This window comes from Streptomyces sp. NPDC002536, assembly GCF_053594995.1.
Genome location: NZ_JBSFWU010000014.1, coordinates 34,812 through 49,643 on the forward strand (window position 1 = coordinate 34,812; position 14,832 = coordinate 49,643).

The window sequence follows — 14,832 nt, forward strand, 5'->3', positions numbered from 1 at the left end:
GCATCAGGACAGCAACGCCGCCACCGGGGACATGGGTTCCCACCCGGGATCGCGCCCCGTCAGCCGGCCGGTCACCCGTGCCCAGGCCTCCGCGTCCGTACCGAGCCGGGAACGGACGAGATCGGTGAGTTCCGCCAGCGCGGCGCTCGCCTCCGCCGGAGCGTCCGTGCGGCGCGCGGCACTGCCGAGGTAGGCGAGTATGCGCGCGGCCGGGGCGGCCAGGTGGACCAGGTCGGGTCCCGTCAGGATGCCCGAGCCGAGCAGGCCGTCGAGCTGTGTGACGGGCGCGCAGTGGTACAGGCCCGCCAGGCCGTGCCGGGCCCGCGCCCGGGTGAGCTCCGCACCCTCGGCCAGGCCGTTGGGCCCCGGCTCCCGTACCAGGGCCGCGTACCGCAGACGGAGGTCGGTCGGGGCGTCCGGCAGATTGACCAACTGGGCCCAGTACGGCAGCGGTTCTTCCTCGTGCGCGGCTTCCAGCGCCCGCCAGTCGACGCCGACCGGGACCGCCGCCACCGTGCTCGTCGCCTGCCAGTGGCCCTGGGCCCGGCGCAGCTTCTTGACCAGCTTGGCCGGGTCCAGTTCACGGTCGAGACGGGCGCGGAGCACGGCGGCCGGATCGCCGGCGGCCAGCGCCTTGACGCACAGTTTGGTGGCGGCCTGGCCCAGCAGGCCGCGCCCGACGAGTGCGGTCAGCCGCCCCGCTCCGCCGTGCTCGAACAGGCGCAGACAGCCGAGGACCTGCTCGACGAGGCTCAGTCCGGCGCCCCGCCGGACGAGGATCTCCTCGATCAGGTCCGGCTCGGCCGAGCCCAGCCAGTGCAGGCCCCCGATCGGCCCCGCGGACGGATCGGCCCGCAACCCGTCCAGCACCCGCGCCGCGACCGGGCCGGCCTCCGTCCCGGAGCGCCGGGACCGGGCCACGATCCGGCGGGCGAGGTGCGGATTGCCGGCATGCTGCAGCAGGGCCAGGTCGGTGCCGGGATCGCCGAGGTCGGCCAACTGCTCCGCCAGACCGGTCTCGAGCCACCGGGACTGGGCGGCGAGGATCCGCAGCGCGTGCGGATCCCGGCCCTGTAGCAGCCGCTCGAAGACCACGCGCGGGGTGTGGTCGTGGCGCAGCAGGTACGCGGCGAGCAGCCAGGAACCGTCCGGGCCGAGCCGGGGCAGGACCGCGTCGACGACCTCGGCGTCGGCCAGGCACAGCAGGGTGCCCATCGGCCAGGCCCACAGGTGGTTGCCGCGCTCCAGCAGCCCGATTGCCTCGTCGGGGGTGCGCGGGCGGGGCTTGAACGGGCCCGACGCCGGTTCCTCCAGCGGCCGGTACCCGGCGGCATGCACCTCCTCGGGCGTCGCCGCGGATCGGGCCAGGGACAGCAACTCCAGCCAGCCGGGCCCGCCCTGGCCACGGTCGGCGACGGTCCTGCCGGCTGCCGCCCCCGCCGTCGCGGCCAGCCCGAGCCAGGCGTCGGGGTCGGTGCCGAGCTCGGCGCGCAGCAGGCGGGCGAGCGCGCCCCGCCACGCGTGCGCGAACGCGAGCCCACGCCAGTCGTGCGGAAGGCGCAGCATGCGGCACGCCGGGAGGAAGGCGAGCAGTTCGTCGGCGGGCAGGATGCCCTGGGTGTAGGCGAGTTCGGTGAGCGTGGCACTGGAACCCCAGGACTGCGGGGGCTCCGCCCGCACCTCCGCGAGAGGCGGCGCGGTGTGCCAGGAGCCTGCGTCCGGCGGTTCGAGGCCGTGGGACGCACACGCCCTGATGAGCCACTGCGGGGTGGCGAGGCCGGGGGCCTCGTGCCGGCGGTGCCGGGCGAGGAATGCCAGGACGCCGGGGTCGGCGGGCAGCGGAGCGTCGGCGGGGGCGAAGGAACGGAGGAGGTCGAGGGCGGCGAGGGCGGCCCGCTCGTCGGGGTTGCGCGGGGCAACGGGAGGCTCGGGCCGCTGCTGGAGCTCCGCTCCGGCGAGCGCGGCGGCCTCCGGGCCGTCGGGCGTCTCGGGCACCGCGGCCGTGCCGGCTTCGTGGATCAGCTCCCGCAGGTTCCCGCGGTGGGCCGGCAACAGACGGTCGAGTGCGGCCCAGGCCTCGGGGCGGTCGCCGAGGCGGCCGTCGGCCAGCGACCGCAGCTCCGCGACGGCGGTGCCGGTGAGCAGGTCCCGCTCGGCGAGTTCGGTGAGCGCGTCCAGTGCACGGGCGGCCGGCCGAGCGGTGCGGATCAGCTCGACCGGATCGATCAGCCCGGCCCGGACCATGCCCTCAGCCCACCAGGCGGCCTGCTCGTCGAGCGGCTCCTCGGCCAGGCGCCGTCCGGGCGGCGTGATGTTCCCGACCCGCCGATCGCCCACGCGCCAGGGCTCGTTGAGGACGCTCAGCCTGAACGCCAGGCGCTGGGCGTCGCTCGCCTCCTCGTGCCTGGCCAGTTCCGCGCATGCCGCGGGCATGAACGGGCTCTTCGCGTGCGCCTCGGACAGGGCCTGCAGATCGTGGACGTACGGTTCGGACAGCAGGTCGCGCAGACTGCTGGTGCCCCGGGTGACAGCCAGCAGGCTCGGCAGCCGCATGGGGTCCTCGTAGGGCTCGCACTGCTCGCACAGCCGGCGCAGCGCGTCGCCGGAGCCGTCCGCCGCGTCCTCCTCGGCCAGGGCATCGGTCAGGGCGTCGGTGACGGCGGCGACGACGGACCGGCTCAGGTGCCGGGCGACGGCCGGGTCGCCGAGCAGACCGCGCACCGCCTCGGGCCCCGTGCGCTGCCAGACCCGGACCAGCGCGTACTGCTGCGCCACGCCCCGTACTTCCACCCTCAACGCCCCGGCCACGAGCCGGGGATCACCCGAGCCGAGCAGCGGCGCGAGCCAGGTGCGCGACAAGGTGCCGCTCGGGTCCGTCAGTTCGGCACGCAGTCCCTCGTCCATCGGAACCGCGTCGAGCCGGTGCGCCAGCGCACGGCGCAGGGACTGCGTGGCGCGCGGGTTGCGGTAGACGGCAGCCCCTACCCGGGCGTCCCCGACCGCGAGCAGCCGGGCCAGCACCCGTGCGTCGAGCCGGGGGTGGCGGGCCAGAGCGGTGCGGGTGCGGGAGTCGCCGTGCTCCGTGACGGCGCCGACCAGGACGGGCCCGGGCAGCGCCCCGCCCGCGAGCAGCCCCTCCACCGTGCGGTCGGGCAGAGCGGTCAGGGCGACGGCCGCGTACTCGGGCCGGGCCTGCTCCAGCAGGAGGGCGAGCGTGTCGTACACGCTGCGGGGCGCGGGCGAGCGGACCTCGCCCGGCGCGACGGGCGGCGCCGGCGGCGGCACGTCGGCGAGCAGCGCGGGCAGGGTGCCCCGGTGGCCGGCGAGCGCGTCGTGCACGCCCAGCCACCGCTCGGCGCGGCCGCCGAGATGCTGCTCCACCAGCTGACGCAGCCGGCGCGCCGCCTGCTCGTCGACTCCGCCCGCTGCGGCGATGCGCGCCGCGACCGTGCGCGCCGGGCGGACCTCCTCGAGCACCCCGAGCACGCCGCCTCGCGTGCTCCGCGCTTCTCCTGCGTCCTCTGCCTGCGACGAGGCGAGGATGGTGCGCACCATGTCTGCGGCCGAACTGTCTTGCGATCCCCTCATGCCTGTCATGGTAGGGACGGGGTCTGACAACGCGTGAGCCGCGTCGTCTCACTGGGCCGGGGCCCTCTTGCCTGTGAAACGAGTTGTACAGAGGGGTCGGCGTATGGCGCTCGAGCATGCGGCTGCTTCTACGCCCAGCAACGCCGGGCCGCTCAGGCAACGGTCGGCATGAGTCGGCATGAGCGGTGTGAAGAAACGCTTCCACGGCGCGGCATCCTTCTCGGCTGCCGTTCCGGCGCGTACAGGTGAGGCCACCCCCTCTCGCCGCCTCCAGGAGCGTGCACCATGAACAGCTTCCGTCCTCTGCCACGTCGGGCAGCCGTGGCCGCCGCGGTTTCGGTCGCGGCAGTCGCCCTGGCCGCCTGTGGCGGCAACGCCGGCAAAAGCGGCGGCTCCCCGGCCGGATCGACCGCGCAGACCGGCTCCGGCGCCTCCGCATCGGCCGGGCAGCACAACCGGGCCGATGTCGCCTTTGTCCAAGGGATGATCCCTCACCACCGCCAGGCCGTCGACATGGCCGACATGGCCGCGGAACACGCCTCCTCCGCCGAGGTCAAAGCTCTCGCCGACAAGATCAAGAAGGAGCAGGCGCTGGAGATCGACACCATGACCACCTGGCTGAAGTCCTGGGGCGAGCAAGTCCCTCAAGGTGCGAGCGGCATGGGCGGAACGGGCCACGGAAACGCGTCCGCGATGCCCGGCATGATGAGCAACCGCGACATGGACCAGCTCAAGGGCGCCTCCGGCAGTGCCTTCGACACCATGTTCCTGACCATGATGATCAAGCATCACGAGGGCGCGGTCGAGATGGCCAACACCGAGAAGCAGCAAGGTGCTTACGGACCGGCCAAGGAGATGGCCGGCAACATCGTCACCGGGCAGACCGCCGAAATCGCCCAGATGCGCAAGATGCTCGGCACCGGCTCGCCCTCCGCGACGGCCTCCTGACAGAAGCTGCCGGGGGGCGGCACCGTGGCGTGGAATGGCAGGTCGGCGTCAACTCGCCCTTGACCGTGGCCGTGCAGCCGACCACCTTCGCAGTCGGGGCCGCCGCGTCGCGGGCGGATCAGGTGAGGGAGGCGAGTGCAGCGTCCAGGCGTGCGGTGGCGTCGGCGGCAACCGGCCGGAGGGCGGGCAGGCCGGTGAGGGTGACCATGGTGTCCGGGTCGAGGGCCTGGACGACGGTCCGGTCGCCGTCGCGGCGTACGACGACGTTGCAGGGCAGGAGCAGGCCGATGCTGCGGTCCGCCTCCAGGGCCCGGCGGGCGAGCGCCGGGTTGCAGGCGCCGAGGATCAGGTAGTCCTCCATGTCGTGGCCGAGCTTGGCCTTGAGGGTGGCCTTCACGTCGATCTCGGTGAGGACACCGAATCCGTGCTCGGCCAGGGCCCGGCGCACGGCGGTGACGGCGGTGTCGAAGTCGGCATCCAGGCGGACGCTGCGGGCGTAGGGCATGAGGACTCCCGGATCGCACGGCAGAAGCTGGTCCCTCATATACCCCGGCATACACCCCGGATCCCTGAATCCTCCCCTGGAATACCCCCCTGGGTATCCCTGTTAAGGTGGCCGACAGATACCCCCCGGGGTACATCACACGGACGGAGTCGTGATCGTGTTCTTCATCAGCACCCTGGAACTCAAGGGCCTGGGCAATCGCAGCTACCTCGCCGGCGGGCCGGGTTCGGCAGTGGCCGTGGATCCGCCGCGGGACATCGATCAAGTCCTTGCCGCGGCCGCCCGCCGTGGGGTGCGGATCACGCATGTGGTGGAGACGCACGTGCACAACGACTACGTCACCGGCGGCCTTCAGCTGGCACAGGTCGCCGGCGCGGAGTACCTGGTGCCGGCCGGCGCCGCGGTCCCCTTCGCCCGTACGCCGGTGGCCGACGGCGACGCGGTGGCGGTGGACGAGGGCCTGGTGCTGCGCGCACTGGCCACTCCGGGGCACACGCCCCACCACACGTCCTACGTCCTGGAGGAGAACGGCCGGGCCGTGGCCGCGTTCACCGGCGGTTCACTGCTGATCGGCAGCGTGGGCCGGCCGGACCTCGTCGAGCCCGGGCTGACCGAGCAACTGGCCCGTGCCCAGCACGCCTCCGCCCACCGCCTGGCCGGTGAGCTGGACGACGAAGTGCAGGTGCTGCCCACCCACGGCTTCGGCAGCTTCTGCTCCTCGTCCCAGGCCGAGGGGGATGCGACCACGATCGGCGCGGAGCGCAGGAACAATGCCGCGCTCACGAAGGACGTGGACACCTTCGTCGCGGAGCTGCTCGCCGGCCTGGACGACGTGCCCGCGTACTACGCGCACATGGCTCCGGCCAACGCCGCCGGCCCCGCCCCCGTCGACCTGACCCCGGTGCGGCAGGCCGACGCGGAGGAGATCGCCGGGCGGCTGGCGGCGGGGGAGTGGGTGGTGGACCTGCGCAACCGCATCGCGTTCGCCGAGGGGCACGTCGCCGGCTCGTTCAACTTCGAGGGCGAGGGGCAACTGGCCCTCTACCTGGCGTGGTTGATTCCGTGGGGCAAGCCGGTCACCCTGCTGGCGGAGACGCCCGAGCAGGTCGCCGCCGCACAGCGGGAGCTGGTGCGGGTGGGCATCGACCGCCCGGCCGCCGCGGCCACCGGCGACCCCGCCGCCTGGGTGCGGCCGGGCGAGCAGCTCGCCGCCTTCCCACGGGCCCGTTTCGCTGGCCTCGCCGAGGCGCGGGGACGCGGCGAGAACGTCGTGGTGCTGGACGTGCGGCGCGACTCCGAGCGCGCGAACGGCTTCGTCGAGGGATCCGTGCACATCCCCCTCCACCAGCTGCGCGGCCGGCTCGGCGAGGTGCCGCCCGGGGTGGTGTGGGTCCACTGCGCCGGCGGCATGCGCGCGGCGATCGCCGCGTCCCTGCTGGACGCCACCGGCCGCGAGGTGGTCGCCGTCGACGACGGTTTCGACGCCGCCACCGACGCCGGTCTCGTCGTCTCCCGGCCCCTGACCGGGGGCATAGCGTGAGTGCGCTGATCCTGGCGCTCGTCTGCGGGGCCGTCGTCGGGCTGGCCCTCGGGGCGCTCGGCGGAGGCGGCAGCGTACTGGCCGTGCCGGCGCTGATCTACCTGCTGGGCTTCACCCCCGCGGCCGCCACCACGGCCAGTCTCCTGATCGTCACCGCCACCTCCGCGACAGCCCTGTACGCCCACGCCCGGGCGGGCCGTGTGCGGTGGAAGGCGGGTCTGCTGTTCGCCGCGGCCGGACTTCTGCCGGCCGCGGCCGCCGGAGCCGCCGCGGCCCGCCTGCCGCAACCGGCACTGACCGCCGCCTTCGCCGGGATAGCCGCTCTCGCGGCCGTCGGAATGCTCCGGCCCCAGCGTGCACCGGCCTCGGCGGAGCCGCGCCCCGCCCGGCCGGGCAGGGCGGCGGGCGCCGGTGCGGGACTGGGCGCACTGACCGGACTGCTCGGCGTCGGCGGCGGCTTCCTCGCCGTCCCGGCCCTGGTCACGGTCCTGGCGTTCGAGATGCAGGCGGCCGTCGGCACCAGCCTGCTGATCATCACGGCCAACTCGCTGGCCGCCCTGGCCACGCGCGGCGCCACCACGACGGGCCTCGACTGGGCGGTGATCGCGCCGTTCACCGCGGCGGCGGTCCTGGGCGCCTGGGACGGCAAGCGGCTGGCCGACAAGGTCTCCGGCACCCTGCTCCGGCGCGCCTTCGCGATCATGCTGTTGGCCGTGGCCGCGTTCATGCTCGTCGACGCCCTGACGTGACGTGACGTGACCGGCCGCCCGACCGGCCGGGGGCACCGGGTCAGGCCAGGGAGAGGAAGAGCTTCTCCAGCCGGGCCCGCATCTGCTCCCGGTCCTCGTCGGTGGCCGACCCCGGGTCGGCCAGGCACCGCTGCAGACCGGTGGCGATGATCGCGAAACCCGCCTTGTCCAACGCGCGGGAAGCCGCCGCGAGTTGCGTGACGACGTCCTCGCAGTCCCGGCCCTCCTCGATCATCCTGATGATCCCGGCGATCTGCCCCTGCGCCCGACGCAGCCGGTTGACCACCGTCTTCAGCTCTTCGGCTGCCATCGCCATTTCCACGACCCACTCCGATCTTCCATACCCCTCCGGGTATCCTACCCGGAGGGGGCCTTCCCGAGACAGGCAAGGAAACGCACCTGATGACCACCCCCCTCACCCCGGAACAGGCCCGCGACCGGCTGCACGAGCTGACCGTCGTCGACGTACGCACCCCCGGCGAGTACGCCTCCGGCCACCTGCCCGGCGCCCACAACGTCCCCCTCGACTGCCTCGACCAGGCCCTGCCCGCCCTGAACAGCGCCGCCGGCCGGGGTGACCTGCTCCTCGTATGCGCCTCCGGCAACCGCTCCGCGCAGGCCTGCGAGCAGTTGTCCGCGCACGGCATCACCGCCGCCACCCTCACCGGCGGCACCACCGCCTGGTCCCAGCAGGGACACGGCCTCGACCACCCCGAAGTCACGGGCGCCGTCTGGACGATGGAGCGCCAGGTCCGCTTCGCCGCCGGGTCCCTCGTACTGGCCGGACTGCTCGCCGCACGACGCCTGCCCGTGCTGCGCCTGTTGTCCGCCGGTGTCGCCGGCGGCCTGATCGTCTCCGCCGTCACCGACACCTGCGGCATGGCCCGCGTCCTCGCCAGGCTCCCTCACAACCGGCCCGGGTCGGCGGAACTCGGGGCCACACTGGCCACCTTGACAGGCTGAGACCGGACAGGTCCTGACCTTCCACAACACTGCACGGAGGGACTCGGTGGACGTTGGGTCCCTTTCTCATTCCGGAAGGCCGAGTTCATGGATGAACCGGCTCGGGATCCAGTTCCCGCCGGTGCCCCGCCGTCCCGGATTGCGGATGAGGATCTTCTTGTCCTGGTCCCGGTCCCAGTAGGTACCGCCGGATTCGGCGTTGGGCCGGGCAGCACGCCGCGACGTGCTCGGTGCAGGGCTCCCCGAATACGACACGACCATGGCCCGCGCCTGCGAACAGGCGTGGGCCGTGGTCGTGTTGTGCCGACGCCACCACGGTGCCGTCACGGTGCCGTGTGCGGACGGCGGGCAACGGGCCCCGGCGTACGAGGGCCCCTCCGGCCCTTCTCACACGATTGCCGCCCAGATGATGACGGTGACGGCGAAGAACAGCACCAGGACGCCGATGACAATGACCGGCCCCTTGCCCCAGCCGCGCGACTGTTCGTCGCGCGGGCCGGTGCCGCCGGTGCTGTCCTCGCCGGGTGGGGTCTCACCGGGCGGCACACCGCCGCCGGGCTCCAGGCCGGGTGTGCGCTCGGGATCGGGATCGTGGAACGAAGGCATGGTGGCGCCCCGCTTTCTCGGCTCGGGCCGTACGGGCCCGGTTTCGGGTACCCCTCCGGTTCCAGGGTGCCTCCCGGGCGGACCTGGTGCAGCGCGTAACACCTCCCGACGAGACACGTGGCATCACATGGCACCGCGTGGCGTCGGATGGCGTCAGGTGGTGCGGTTTGGCGCCATCCGACGTCACCTGTGCTGCTCCGCGCTCCCGGAAGCGCAAGAGCAGGCACGGCGCCGCAATGACTCAGGTCATACCCTTCGCCTTTCATCTCGCCTTTCACCGGCTCAAGATGGCCGTCCTCAAGCCTATGTCATGTGAGGTGCCATCAGGGCTTGCGTGTGGCGCCATAGTGGTGCCACTATCTTCATGTTCCCACCGACGGGGACGCCCGCACGAGCCAGAAGGATGCCGCGATCATGACTTCTTTCGACACCCCCGCCCCGATCTCCGTCACCGCCCACGTGGAGGCCGGCTCCATCCGGTTCACCGCGGGCGACCGCCCCGACACGGTCGTCGAGGTGCGGCCCCGCGACCCCCAGCAGGACCGGGACGTGCGGTCGGCCGAGCAGACCGAGGTCACCTGCGCAAACGGCACCCTGACCGTGAAGACCCCCAAGCTGCGCACCACACTCCGCCGCCCCGGCACCGTCGACGTGACGGTCGAACTGCCCGCCGGCTCGCGCATCGACATGACCGGCGCCTGGGCCCAGGTGCTCGGCGAGGGCCGGCTTGGTGAGGTCCGTATCAAGACCTCCTCCGGTGACGTCCGTCTGGACGAGACAGGGCCCCTGCAGCTGACCGCCTCCCACGGCTCGATCACCGTCGACCGGATCGAGGGCACGGCCGAGATCACCACCAGCACCGGCAGCCTGCGCGTCGGCACCGCCGACGGGCCCGCCGTCCTGAAGAACTCCCACGGCACCACCACCGTCGGCACCGCCACCGGCGAACTGCGGGTGACCGGCGCCCACGGTGACATCGACATCGCGCACGCCGAGGGCTCCGTCACCGCCACCACCGCCCACGGCGCCCTGCGCGTCGCCGATGTCGCCCGCGGCACCGTCCAGTTGGAGACCTCCTACGGCGCCATCGAGGTCGGCATCCGCGACGGCGCCACCGCCTGGCTCGACGCGAGCGCCGACAACGGGCAGGTGCGCAACACGCTTGCCGCCTCCGGGGCCCCGGAGGGCGCCGGGGACACCGTCAAGGTCCGGGCCCGCTCCCGCTACGGCACCATCGACATCCGCCGCGCCAAGGCCTGAGCGCCGGCCGCGTCAACTCACCTGTACCCCCGCTCACTTCAGCCTTCAATCAGGAGGGCGTCACGCCCTCCCGGCACCCCACGAAAGAGAATCCGATGAGTGAAACGCTTCCCGTCCCGCACGGCCTCCCCATGGACCGCGATGCAGGCCCCTTCGACCCGCCCCGTCAGATCACCCGGCTGCGCGAGGCCCGCCCGGTCAGCCCCATGGTCTTTCCCGACGGTCACCAGGGCTGGCTCGTCACCGGCTACGAAGCGGTCCGCCGGCTGCTGGCCGACACCCGGTTCAGCTCCCGCCAGGACATCGGTGTTCTCCACATACCGTACGAGACCCCCGGCATGCCCGCCGCCACCGAACCGTCCCCGCAGATACCGGGCATGTTCGTCGCCATGGACCCGCCGGACCACACCCGGCTGCGGCGCAAGCTCATCGGTGCCTTCACCGTCAAACGCATGAAGCAGCTCGAGGAGCACATCAGCGAGATCGCCGAGCGGCAGCTGGACGGGATGGCGCGCCTCACCCCGCCGGTCGACCTGGTCAAGGAGTTCGCGCTGCCGGTGCCCTCGCTGGTGATCTGCGAACTGCTCGGCGTTCCCTACGAGGACCGGGAGACCTTCCAGGTCAACTCCGCCAAGTTCCTGGTCAAGGAACAGTCGCTCGACGAGAAGATGGCCGCGTGGGACGCACTGACCACGTACCTCGCCGAACTCGTCACGCGCAAACGGGCCGAGCCCGGCGAGGACATCCTGTCCGACCTGGCCCGCGATGACGACCTCAGCATCGAGGAGCTGATCGGCATCGCCTTCCTGCTGCTGCTCGCGGGCCACGAGACCACTGCCAACATGCTGGCGCTGGGCACCTTCGCGCTCCTGGAGCACCCCGAGCAGCTGGCCGCACTGCGCGCCGAACCGGAGCTGATGCCCGATGCGGTCGAGGAACTCATGCGCTATCTGTCCGTCGGCGACATCTTCTACCGCTACGCCACGGAGGACATCGAACTCGGCGGCGAAACCATCGGCAAGGGATCGACCGTCGTCGTCTCGCTGCTGGCCGCCAACCGCGACCCCCTGCGCTTCGCCGACCCCGACACCCTGGACGTCCGCCGCCAGGCCCGCGGTCACCTGTCCTTCGGCCACGGTGTCCACCAGTGCCTCGGCCAGCAACTGGCCCGCGTCGAGATGCGCGCCGGTTTCGACGGACTGCTGCGCCGCTTCCCGACCCTCGAACTCGCCGTCCCCGCGGGCGAGGTGAAACTCAGGACCGACATGAACATCTACGGCGTCCACGAGCTGCCGGTCACCTGGACGGAAGCGGTCCGGTAGAACCGTCGGCCGGGCGCGTCGCCCGTGCGGTACTGCCGACTCGTCGGCGTGCGCGGCCGCAAGGGGTGTGGAACGGTGGTTTTCGTGAGCCGCGGCTCATCGCGGGCACCGGTCGCCCCCGATGGGCCGGCGAGTCGACGAGTCGAGGAGTCGGAGAACATGGCGGTCACCCCGTTGACGTGCTTGGACGAGTTCGAGAACGCCATCGCGCAGGACAAGGGCGTGGTGGTGGACTTCTGCGCGACGTGGGCCGCCCTCTGCCGGGCGATCGACCCGGTCTTCGCGAGGTTCTCCGAGCTCCCCGAGTTCGCCGGCCGCGTCGGTTTCTACTCCGTGGACCTCGACGAGGCGTTCGCGATCGCGCAGAAGGCCGGGGTCGGGCCCGTGCCCGTCTTCATGGCCTTCTGCAACGGCGTCAAGATCGGCGAGATCGTCGCGCCCGACCCCGACGCGCTGCACGAGCTGATCGGCAGGGCCGGCGCAGCCGGCGCCGCCTGACCCTCATCGCGTGCGGCCGGCGGTCCTGCCGGCGGCGCACTGTTCGGCGGTGCATTCGCCGACCTTCTCCAAGGTGTAGCCGATGACGGTGTGGCCCTCCGAACAGCCGCTGCCGTGGCAGTAGTCGAGCTGGTGGGGGCCCTCGCCCACCTGGAGCGGGTCGACGGTGCTCGTGCCGACGGCCACCTCGTCGTCGCCCGTGAAGTAGTCGGCGTCCCACAAGCCGGCGTCGACGGTGAAGACCGTGCGGGTCGTGCCGGTGACGGGCACCAGCTTCTCGTCCCACAGCTTCCACTGGTTGTCCGCCCCGATGTCGAGCGGACCGTTGTAGACGAAGACGGCGTCGGAACGGGACCGGCTCCACAGGGTCTGCCCGTCGAAGGCGAGGTTGCCGTAGAGGTCACCGCCATCGGAGTCGCCACCGTTCCGGATGTCGACCTCGGTGATGGTCATCCGCCAGACCTGCGTGCCGCAGTCGTCCGCGGCGGCGGCACTGCCGGGCAGCAGCAGAGCCAGGGACAGGCCGCAGGCCGGGACGACGGAACGTGATGCGCGCACGGGCACTCCTTCCTTGGGATCAGCCGAACTGGAACCGGACCGGGAGGTGGTCCGACTGGCCTGCGCTGCGCCGCGGGTCGGTGAAGACCGCACGGAGCAGCAGCGTGCCGAGGAGGGCGGCGGCGACGACCGCATAGTCGATGACGGTGCCGCTCTGGGGCCGGGTCGCCTGTGTCGGGGCGACCTCACGGGTCTGGGCACCGGCAGCCGCCCAGCCGTTGGGGATCCGGTTCCAGTCGCCTGCCGCGACCCACGGGTACGGTCCCTGCTGCGCGCCGGCGGCGGCGCACTCGACCTCCTGCACGATGCGGGGACCGTCCCAGCCGCCGCGTCCGCCGCCTCCGGCCTGCGGCTGGGCGGAGGCGTGCACGGTGAACACCCACGCATCGATGCCCGACGGCAGGATGCCGAGCGCAGGCCGTACCGAGGGCCGGGCGGGATCGTAGGCGACGAGCACTTCACGGGCCCTGCGGGCTTCGGGTACGACCAGGGCCAGGTTGACGCGGCCGCCGTTGGGGTCCGTCTCCATCCAGTACAGGAAGTAGTCCTGCCCCCGGGTCCTGCTGCCGACGTGCCAGCGGTACTCGCGGACCGTGTAGCCGTACTGGGTCCACGAGTTCTCAAGGGTCGTTCCCGCCGTCGGCGGCTGACCGGCTTCCTGCAGCGCGACGACATCGGAGTTCTGCGCCAGCGGGGCCACGTCCATGGTCCAGATGCACTGCCCGCCGGCCGTCGAGCCCTGCATGTTCCAGGACTCCACCGTGAAGGGCGGCAGCACCCGCGCCGAGCGCGGCCCGGGGAGGGAGGACGAGGCCGCCGCAGTCGGGCAGGGCGCGGCACGCACCTCGGCGGAGACCGTCCCGGCCGGTCCCGCAGCGACCGTCAGGCACATGCTCACGGTGAGGATCCAGCGACGGGCGACGAACCACGTCATCGACTCTGCAGTCCTCTCCGGGAGCATGCGCTCCCACCACGACCGAACCTAGGTCCGAAACCGGGGGACGACATCGCGGGAAGGTCCGGGAGAGGGAGTGCGCAGCACCCGAACGGTCCTCCTCACAGAGCCCCGCGCCGGTGCGGCACGGATGCTCGTGCAGGAGTCTTCCCCTCTGCAGCGCTGGAGCCGATCGTGCAGCCGACGCCGTACCCGTCCTCCGCCCCCTCTCTCCGTCCGCGCCGCCGCCGGCGGTGGCGCACGGCCGCCGCCGTCTGTGCCGCTCTGCTCGCCGCGGCACTGCCCGGCGGCTGCGCCGGCCCTGGGCAGAGCCGGTCCACCGTGCCCGGTGGCGTCACCGTGCCGCTGCGCTACCTGCAGGCCGGGAGCAACGGCGGCAAGCTCTCCGAACCCCGGCTCCAGGCCACCGTCACCATCGGGCGTAAACAGCTGAGCCTCCTGGTGGACACCGGATCCACCGGCCTGAAGGTGCTCGCCTCGGCCGTCGGCGACGGCAACGCCACGCCCACCGGCGCCACCGGGAGCAGCAGCTACCTCAGCGGACTGCAGATCAGCGGGCGGGAGGCGCAGGCCACCCTGCGCCTCGGCGATGCCACCGCCCGCAACCAGACCGTCCTGCTCGTCGACTCCCTCGGCTGCATCGACCAGGTTCCCGACTGCGAGGCCGCGCACGGGAGGACGCCGGAGGAGTTCGGCGGGGTCTTCGACGGCATCCTCGGCATCGGCCTGGCCGAACGCGACCAGGGCGTCAGGGGATGCTGCGCCAACCCCATGGCCGGCCTCACCGACAACGGTGCATTCACCGTCCACTTCGACGAGCAGCACCCCGAACTCGTCCTCAATCCCGACCGGAAGACCCTGGAGCACTTCACGACCGTCAGCCTGAAACGGTCGGCCACGCTCGCACCGTCACCCGGCGGGTCCCCGACCACCGTCACGGCTTGGGATCCCGCCCCGCTGCAGGGCTGTCTGACCGTCACCGGCGTGCTGAACACCCGGTGCGCCCCGGTGGTCTTCGACACCGGCACGCCGACCCTTGTGCTGGAGGCTCCGCGCATCGAAGGGCCCGTGCCGGGTGCCGTGTTGAAGGGCGGCGTGATCGACACCTTCGGCCGGCAGGTCACACTCGCCGTGACCACGGCCGGCTGGGAGTGGACGTATCGCATGCCGGCCCGGGAGACCGCCGGGACGCAGCCGATGAACGCCCTCTCCACCCCGCTGGTCAGCTACGGCCGGCAGGCCCGCCCACTGATCCTCGCCGGACTGCCGGCCTTCACCAAGGCCGATGTCCTGTACGACTTGGAGAACGGACGCCTGGGCCTGGCGCCTCGATGACCGCC

At 72.6% G+C, this 14,832-nt stretch carries 14 protein-coding genes; 8 read left to right on the forward strand and 6 right to left on the reverse strand.

Annotation, left to right across the window (positions count from 1 at the left end):
* Positions 1-3 precede the first annotated feature (3 nt).
* On the reverse strand, positions 4-3,588 hold the full coding sequence (locus ACWD4B_RS07875) for a hypothetical protein (protein WP_451419965.1): 3,585 nt from the start codon (positions 3,586-3,588) through the stop codon (positions 4-6).
* Between the two features lie 285 nt (positions 3,589-3,873).
* Here ACWD4B_RS07875 and ACWD4B_RS07880 point away from each other — a divergent pair, with 285 nt between their 5' ends.
* Positions 3,874-4,536 carry a DUF305 domain-containing protein gene (locus ACWD4B_RS07880; RefSeq protein WP_451419966.1) on the forward strand — a complete coding sequence of 221 codons (663 nt, stop codon included), beginning with the start codon at positions 3,874-3,876 and terminating at the stop codon, positions 4,534-4,536.
* 118 nt (positions 4,537-4,654) lie between these two features.
* On the opposite strand, the gene ACWD4B_RS07885 is transcribed toward ACWD4B_RS07880, so the two are convergent.
* Positions 4,655-5,041, reverse strand: coding sequence for a DUF302 domain-containing protein (locus ACWD4B_RS07885; RefSeq protein WP_451420003.1), 387 nt, complete (start codon positions 5,039-5,041; stop codon positions 4,655-4,657).
* 157 nt (positions 5,042-5,198) lie between these two features.
* Here ACWD4B_RS07885 and ACWD4B_RS07890 point away from each other — a divergent pair, with 157 nt between their 5' ends.
* Together ACWD4B_RS07890 and ACWD4B_RS07895 are read left to right on the forward strand one after the other, a co-directional pair.
* Complete coding sequence (locus ACWD4B_RS07890; RefSeq protein WP_451420004.1) at positions 5,199-6,581, forward strand: MBL fold metallo-hydrolase; 1,383 nt, start codon at positions 5,199-5,201, stop codon at positions 6,579-6,581.
* Positions 6,578-7,330 carry a sulfite exporter TauE/SafE family protein gene (locus ACWD4B_RS07895; RefSeq protein ID WP_451419967.1) on the forward strand — a complete coding sequence of 251 codons (753 nt, stop codon included), beginning with the start codon at positions 6,578-6,580 and terminating at the stop codon, positions 7,328-7,330. Before ACWD4B_RS07890 ends, ACWD4B_RS07895 begins: the two co-directional genes overlap by 4 nt.
* 40 nt (positions 7,331-7,370) lie before the next feature.
* Here the strand turns inward: ACWD4B_RS07895 and ACWD4B_RS07900 are convergent, their stop codons facing one another.
* Positions 7,371-7,652 (reverse strand): metal-sensitive transcriptional regulator, encoded by a 282-nt coding sequence (locus ACWD4B_RS07900; RefSeq protein WP_336410844.1) that lies wholly within the window; start codon positions 7,650-7,652, stop codon positions 7,371-7,373.
* A gap of 80 nt (positions 7,653-7,732) precedes the next feature.
* On the opposite strand from ACWD4B_RS07900, the gene ACWD4B_RS07905 reads away from it, so the two are divergent.
* Positions 7,733-8,293 (forward strand): rhodanese-like domain-containing protein, encoded by a 561-nt coding sequence (locus ACWD4B_RS07905; protein WP_451419968.1) that lies wholly within the window; start codon positions 7,733-7,735, stop codon positions 8,291-8,293.
* 387 nt (positions 8,294-8,680) lie between these two features.
* Here ACWD4B_RS07905 and ACWD4B_RS07910 read toward each other — a convergent pair whose 3' ends face one another.
* On the reverse strand, positions 8,681-8,899 hold the full coding sequence (locus ACWD4B_RS07910) for a DUF6480 family protein (RefSeq protein ID WP_391154651.1): 219 nt from the start codon (positions 8,897-8,899) through the stop codon (positions 8,681-8,683).
* A gap of 414 nt (positions 8,900-9,313) precedes the next feature.
* Between ACWD4B_RS07910 and ACWD4B_RS07915 the strand changes: the two genes are divergently transcribed.
* From ACWD4B_RS07915 to ACWD4B_RS07925, 3 genes are all read left to right on the forward strand, one after another.
* The gene (locus tag ACWD4B_RS07915; protein ID WP_451419969.1) at positions 9,314-10,159 is read left to right on the forward strand and encodes a DUF4097 family beta strand repeat-containing protein; all 846 of its coding nucleotides are present in this window, start codon (positions 9,314-9,316) and stop codon (positions 10,157-10,159) included.
* A 95-nt stretch (positions 10,160-10,254) separates the two neighbouring features.
* A complete protein-coding gene (locus ACWD4B_RS07920) occupies positions 10,255-11,481 on the forward strand; it encodes a cytochrome P450 (RefSeq protein WP_451419970.1) in 1,227 nt (408 codons plus the stop codon).
* A 159-nt stretch (positions 11,482-11,640) separates the two neighbouring features.
* Positions 11,641-11,979: a thioredoxin family protein gene (locus tag ACWD4B_RS07925; protein ID WP_451419971.1), complete on the forward strand. Its 339-nt coding sequence runs from the start codon at positions 11,641-11,643 to the stop codon at positions 11,977-11,979.
* A 3-nt stretch (positions 11,980-11,982) separates the two neighbouring features.
* Here the strand turns inward: ACWD4B_RS07925 and ACWD4B_RS07930 are convergent, their stop codons facing one another.
* On the reverse strand, positions 11,983-12,537 hold the full coding sequence (locus ACWD4B_RS07930; protein WP_451419972.1) for a hypothetical protein: 555 nt from the start codon (positions 12,535-12,537) through the stop codon (positions 11,983-11,985).
* Positions 12,538-12,556: 19 nt separating this feature from the next.
* Positions 12,557-13,471, reverse strand: a complete 915-nt coding sequence (locus ACWD4B_RS07935; protein WP_451419973.1) for an endonuclease/exonuclease/phosphatase family protein — start codon at positions 13,469-13,471, stop codon at positions 12,557-12,559.
* Between the two features lie 195 nt (positions 13,472-13,666).
* On the opposite strand from ACWD4B_RS07935, the gene ACWD4B_RS07940 reads away from it, so the two are divergent.
* On the forward strand, positions 13,667-14,827 hold the full coding sequence (locus ACWD4B_RS07940; RefSeq protein WP_451419974.1) for a DUF3443 family protein: 1,161 nt from the start codon (positions 13,667-13,669) through the stop codon (positions 14,825-14,827).
* Positions 14,828-14,832: the final 5 nt, after the last annotated feature.

Excerpts from the sequence above, each read along its gene's own strand:
- ACWD4B_RS07905 (WP_451419968.1), top strand. The coding sequence starts at position 7,733 with ATGACCACCCCCCTCACCCCGGAACAGGCCCGCGACCGGCTGCACGAG.
- ACWD4B_RS07920 (WP_451419970.1), top strand. The coding sequence starts at position 10,255 with ATGAGTGAAACGCTTCCCGTCCCGCACGGCCTCCCCATGGACCGCGAT.
- ACWD4B_RS07880 (WP_451419966.1), top strand. The coding sequence starts at position 3,874 with ATGAACAGCTTCCGTCCTCTGCCACGTCGGGCAGCCGTGGCCGCCGCG.
- ACWD4B_RS07935 (WP_451419973.1), bottom strand. The coding sequence starts at position 13,471 with ATGACGTGGTTCGTCGCCCGTCGCTGGATCCTCACCGTGAGCATGTGC.
- ACWD4B_RS07915 (WP_451419969.1), top strand. The coding sequence starts at position 9,314 with ATGACTTCTTTCGACACCCCCGCCCCGATCTCCGTCACCGCCCACGTG.
- ACWD4B_RS07925 (WP_451419971.1), top strand. The coding sequence starts at position 11,641 with ATGGCGGTCACCCCGTTGACGTGCTTGGACGAGTTCGAGAACGCCATC.
- ACWD4B_RS07875 (WP_451419965.1), bottom strand. The coding sequence starts at position 3,588 with ATGAGGGGATCGCAAGACAGTTCGGCCGCAGACATGGTGCGCACCATC.
- ACWD4B_RS07885 (WP_451420003.1), bottom strand. The coding sequence starts at position 5,041 with ATGCCCTACGCCCGCAGCGTCCGCCTGGATGCCGACTTCGACACCGCC.
- ACWD4B_RS07910 (WP_391154651.1), bottom strand. The coding sequence starts at position 8,899 with ATGCCTTCGTTCCACGATCCCGATCCCGAGCGCACACCCGGCCTGGAG.